Source organism: Bradyrhizobium sp., assembly GCF_016462955.1.
In the GTDB taxonomy this organism is placed as follows: domain Bacteria; phylum Pseudomonadota; class Alphaproteobacteria; order Rhizobiales; family Xanthobacteraceae; genus Bradyrhizobium.
The window spans coordinates 1-5049 of record NZ_JAEMSD010000488.1; the positions used below are offsets into that span (position 1 = coordinate 1).

The 5049-nt window shown below is 63.9% G+C and carries 4 protein-coding genes; all 4 read left to right on the forward strand.

The window, feature by feature from the left end:
• The first annotated feature begins 1 nt into the window (after nucleotide 1).
• Entirely contained in the window at nucleotides 2-1630 is a 1629-nt protein-coding gene (locus JHD07_RS32460; protein ID WP_291629561.1) for a methyl-accepting chemotaxis protein, read from the forward strand.
• A gap of 77 nt (nucleotides 1631-1707) precedes the next feature.
• Complete coding sequence (locus JHD07_RS32465; protein ID WP_291629563.1) at nucleotides 1708-3630, forward strand: methyl-accepting chemotaxis protein; 1923 nt, start codon at nucleotides 1708-1710, stop codon at nucleotides 3628-3630.
• Between the two features lie 53 nt (nucleotides 3631-3683).
• A complete protein-coding gene (locus tag JHD07_RS32470) occupies nucleotides 3684-4166 on the forward strand; it encodes a chemotaxis protein CheW (protein ID WP_291629565.1) in 483 nt (160 codons plus the stop codon).
• A 54-nt stretch (nucleotides 4167-4220) separates the two neighbouring features.
• A partial coding sequence (locus JHD07_RS32475) for a HAMP domain-containing protein (RefSeq protein ID WP_291629567.1) occupies nucleotides 4221-5049 on the forward strand: 829 nt, incomplete at its 3' end.

The window sequence follows — 5049 nt, forward strand, 5'->3', positions numbered from 1 at the left end:
GATGATCGCGGGCGGCGTAGCTTATCTCAAGCTCACCGACATGATTAGCGGATCTGAGGCGCTGATCTCGCGTGCAAATCGCATGCAGATGGGCGCGCAGATCGAGATCAATCTTCTGTCGCAGGTTAGAGCGGAGAAGAATGCGATCATCGCGCCCGAGAACGAGACCGACATGTTCCTCGCCGACATCCCCAAGATGCGTGCGGCGAACACTAAGTTGAGAGAGGAAGTCTACGCCCTCGCCAGCGAAGGCGGAAAGCGGCTGCTCGAGAAATTTGCCGCCGCCTACGACAAGATGAACAGCGAGCAGGACCTCACGATCAAGCTGATCAAGACTGATCGCCCGAAGGCGGCCGATCGGACGGTTCACGAGGGACGAAAGGCGATCGCCGAGGCCGTCGAGGCAATCGACGCCTACGTCGTGTTCACGAAGAAGAGCATGGCCGATGAGGCCGAGATTACCCGGGCGGACGCTGCCAAGGGCCAGATGATCGTCATCGCGCTCGTCGTCGCATCGCTCGTGATAGCGGTCCTTGCAGCGCTGTGGATGGCGATCAGCATCAGCCGTTCGCTCAGCCGCGCCGTCGGTCTTGCAGGAGCGGTCGCCGCCGGTAACCTCACCGAGACCATTCCCTCGGCCAGCAACGATGAAATCGGCGATCTCATTCGTTCCCTGAACGGCATGGTGGAGAAGCTTCGGCAGGTCGTGTCGGAGGCCCTGACGGCGGCGCAGAACGTTTCTGCGGGCAGCCAGGAGCTTTCCGCCAGCGCCGAGCAGCTCTCGCAAGGAGCCACCGAGCAGGCCTCGTCGGCGGAAGAGGCGTCCTCCTCGATGGAAGAGATGGCCTCGAATGTGAAGCAGAACGCCGACAACGCCAACCAGACCGAGAAGATCGCTGCGCAGTCGGCCAAGGACGCGGAAGCGTCCGGAGCTGCCGTAGGCCGCGCCGTGGATGCGATGCAGACGATCGCCGAGAAGATTACCATCGTGCAGGAAATTGCACGCCAGACCGATCTGCTCGCGTTGAACGCAGCCGTCGAAGCGGCTCGCGCCGGCGAGCACGGCAAGGGCTTCGCCGTGGTGGCGTCCGAAGTGCGCAAGCTCGCCGAGCGGAGCCAGGCGGCCGCCGCCGAAATCGGCACCCTCTCGACCGAGACCGTCAAGGTTGCGCAGGAAGCCGGCGAAATGCTGGGCAAGCTCGTGCCCGACATCAAGAAGACGGCCGAGCTCGTCCAGGAAATCACCGCCGCCTGCCGCGAGCAGGACGTCGGCTCCTCGCAGATCAATCAGGCGATCCAGCAGCTCGACAAGGTCGGTCAGCAGAACGCCAGCGCCTCCGAACAGGTGTCCTCGACCTCCGAGGAGCTGGCTTCGCAGGCCGAGCAGCTGCAGTCGACGATCGCCTTCTTCCGTATCGAAGACTCTGGGCGCAAGCCGATGGCTGCTCCGGAAGTCGACCGGGCCGTTGGTCAGCTTCGCGCCAAGGCCGCGAAGATGGCGGCGGTCGATCGCCGCGGCAAGGCACCGGCAAGCAGGCCTGCAAAGGCCCTGAAGGTCGCGGGCGGAGGCGGGTTCGCCTTCGACATGGATGACGGCGGCGACGAGCGCGACGCCGAGTTTCAGCGCTAGACGTTCTTGCGGGACGCGGGCTGTCGGGCTCGCCTCCTGTCAAAATCAAACTGGGCCGTACCCGAGGGACGACGAAAATGAGATTCACAGTCAAGGCAAAACTCGCCTCCGCCTTTGGAGCCGTTCTCGTGCTGTCCGTTGTCGCCGGCGGAATCGCGGCCTGGAAGCTGAGCGATATTGCCGCGAAGACGGAGCTCCTCCTTGGGGCAGCCGGACGCTCAAGCAAGGCTGCGGAGTTGGAGCGCGGGCTCCTGCTGCAGATCCGGGCCGAAAAGAACGCTTTGCTAGCGCAGTCGGATGCCGAACTGGAGCGATACGCTGCCGAGGTCCGTAAGGTTCGCGGGGACATGGCCAAGACTCGGGACGAGATCTACGCCGTGGCCTCCGAGACGGGTCGGAAGATGATTGACCGCTTCTCGGCGATTCACGTCGCAATGAATGCTGCCGAGGACGAAACGCTCAAGCTGGCCCGCACGGACCGGGCGAAGGCGGCGGAGCACTCGGCCACCGAAGTGCGTCGGCATCTATTGGATGCCACCCACGTCCTCGACGAATATCTCGACTACCTAAAGAAGTCGATGACTGAGCGCGCCGACGAGGCGAAGCAGGAAAGCAGCCGGGCCCAGGTGCTGCTGATCAGCATCGTCATCTTGTCTCTGCTTCTCGGCGCTGCCGCCGCGATCTTCATCGCACTCAGCATCAGCCGCTCCCTGATGCGCGCAGTCGGCCTAGCCAATGCGGTCGCCACCGGGGACCTCACCCAGACGGTCGAGGCGAAGACCAACGACGAGGTCGGCGATCTCCTCAAGGCACTCAATGCCATGACGGCGAACCTGAATGCCACGGCCATCGTGGCCGAGGAGGTCGCGCAGGGCAATCTGGCTGTCCAGGCCAAGCGCCTGTCCGACAAGGACACGCTCGGTATTGCGCTGGAACGCATGATCGCCAGCCTCAATGCAAGCGCGGAAATCGCCCACGAGATCGCCCGCGGCAATCTGACCGTCGACGTCAAGCGCCTGTCCGACAAGGACAAGCTCGGCATTGCGCTGGAGACCATGGTCAGTCGGCTTCGGCAGATCGTGTCGGAGGCACTCACGGCGGCCGAGAACGTCTCGGCCGGAAGCCAGGAGCTGTCCGCAAGTGCCGAGCAGCTCTCGCAGGGCGCGACCGAGCAAGCCTCATCCGCCGAGGAAGCCTCCTCCTCGATGGAAGAGATGGCCTCCAACGTGAAGCAGAATGCCGACAATGCCAACCAGACCGAGCGGATCGCCGCGCAATCGGCCAAGGACGCAGAAGCCAGCGGTGCAGCCGTCGGGCGTGCCGTTCAGGCGATGCAGACCATCGCGGAAAAGATCACCATCGTGCAGGAGATTGCGCGGCAGACCGACCTGCTGGCGCTTAACGCGGCGGTCGAGGCCGCCCGCGCCGGCGAGCACGGCAAGGGCTTTGCCGTGGTGGCGTCCGAGGTGCGCAAGCTCGCCGAACGCAGCCAGGCCGCTGCCGCCGAGATCGGCACCCTCTCGACCGAAAGCGTGAAGGTCGCCCAGGAAGCTGGCGGGATGCTCTCCAAGCTCGTTCCCGACATCAAGAAGACGGCCGAACTGGTCCAGGAGATCACGGCCGCCTGCCGCGAGCAGGATGTCGGTGCGGCCCAGATCAACCAGGCGATCCAGCAGCTCGACAAGGTCGGCCAGCAGAACGCCAGTGCCTCCGAGCAGGTGTCCTCGACGTCCGAGGAACTGGCCTCGCAGGCCGAGCAGTTGCAGTCGACGATCTCGTTCTTCCGGATCGAGGAGAGTGAGAAAGGCAAGGTCGCTCCGCGGGAGATCGATCGTGTCGTCGGTCAGCTCCGGGCCAAGGCGGCGAAAATGGCGGCGGCCGACGTCGGAGCCAGAAAGCCGACGGCCAGGCCCGCCCGGGCCCTCAAGGTCGGCGGTGGCGGCTTTGCCTTCGATATGGATCAAGCCGACGACGATCGCGACGCAGAGTTTCAACGCTAACCGGCAAGGTCCCGACGGGGCCGCAGCCCGATACTTGATCGAATGGATGCATCATGGCCGCAACATCGCAATATCTGACTCTCGGTCTTGCCGGCGAGACGTTCGGCATCAGCATCCGCAACGTCCGAGAAATCCTCGACATGCGGCCGATTTCGCGGCTGCCGCACGCGCCGGCTTTCCTGCTCGGCATGATCGACGTGCGCGGCGCCGGATATCCGATCGTCGACCTCAGGACCAAGCTCGGCCTGCCGAGCGTTCCGGCAACCGAAGCCACCCGCATCATCATCCTCGACGTGCCGATGAAGGACCGGCTGGTCGGCGTCGGCTTCGTCGCCGACTGCGTGTTCGAGGTGACTGACATCGACGAGCAGGCAATCGAGCCCATCCCGGAGGTCGGCGGAAAATGGCAGTCGGACTATGCCGCCGGCATCGGCCGAAAGGGGGAGAAGTTCGTCGTGATCTTCGATCTGGCCAAGCTGATGGCCAACGACGAGATTCCTGGCGGGGCCGGCGCGGAGGCACCGCGGGCCGCCTGAGATTTAGTGCGAAGCGTAGCAGATCGCGAGCACCCATAAGCTGTGAGACAGAAAATGAGATTTACCGTCAAAGCCAAGCTAGCGAGCGCGTTCGGCGTGGTCATCGCGCTGTCCATGATCGCCGGAGCGGTCGGCTACATCAAATTGTCCGAGATGATCGCGACCGCCGACCAGCTGGTCAGCCGCTCCAATCGCATCGAGAGGGCTGCCGAACTCAAGGAGGGCGTGCTGTTCCTGTTGCGCGACGAGAAGAACGCCATCCTCGCCGCGACGGACGCTGGGTATGACGAGGCTGCCGCTGATCTCGTCAAGACCCGCGAAGCAGTCAACAAGTCGAAGGACGAGATCTACGCCGCCGCGAGCGAAGGCGGAAAGAAGCTGATCGACAGGTTTTCGGCGGCATTCGGCAGGATGAACGCGTTCCAGGACGAGACAGTCAGGCTGGCTCGCACCGACAAGGCGAAAGCCCTGGATCGCTCGATGCACGAAGGGCGCAAGCTGGTCGAAGATGCGCTGGAGGGCGCCGACGGCTACATCAAGAGCGCCAAGAAGAACATGGCCGACCAGGCGGAGCAGTCAAAGCAGGATGGTGTGCGGGCCGAGATGCTGCTGATCAGCCTGGTCATCGCCTCGCTTCTGATCGCGGTCGCTGCTGCGACCTGGATCGCCGTCAATATCAGCCGCGGGCTCGCCCGTGCAGTCGGCCTCGCCAATGCGGTGGCGGTCGGCGACCTCAGCCAGAAGATCGCCGTTTCCAGCAATGACGAACTCGGTGATCTCGTGACATCGCTCAATGCGATGACAGCGAATCTGAATGCCACGGCGGACCTCGCCAATGAGATCGCGCAAGGCAACCTCACCGTCGAGGCCAAGCCGCTGTCGG

Bases quoted from the DNA above. Each gene is read 5' to 3' on its own strand.
- JHD07_RS32460 (WP_291629561.1), top strand. From the start codon at position 2: ATGATCGCGGGCGGCGTAGCTTATCTCAAGCTCACCGACATGATTAGC.
- JHD07_RS32465 (WP_291629563.1), top strand. From the start codon at position 1,708: ATGAGATTCACAGTCAAGGCAAAACTCGCCTCCGCCTTTGGAGCCGTT.
- JHD07_RS32470 (WP_291629565.1), top strand. From the start codon at position 3,684: ATGGCCGCAACATCGCAATATCTGACTCTCGGTCTTGCCGGCGAGACG.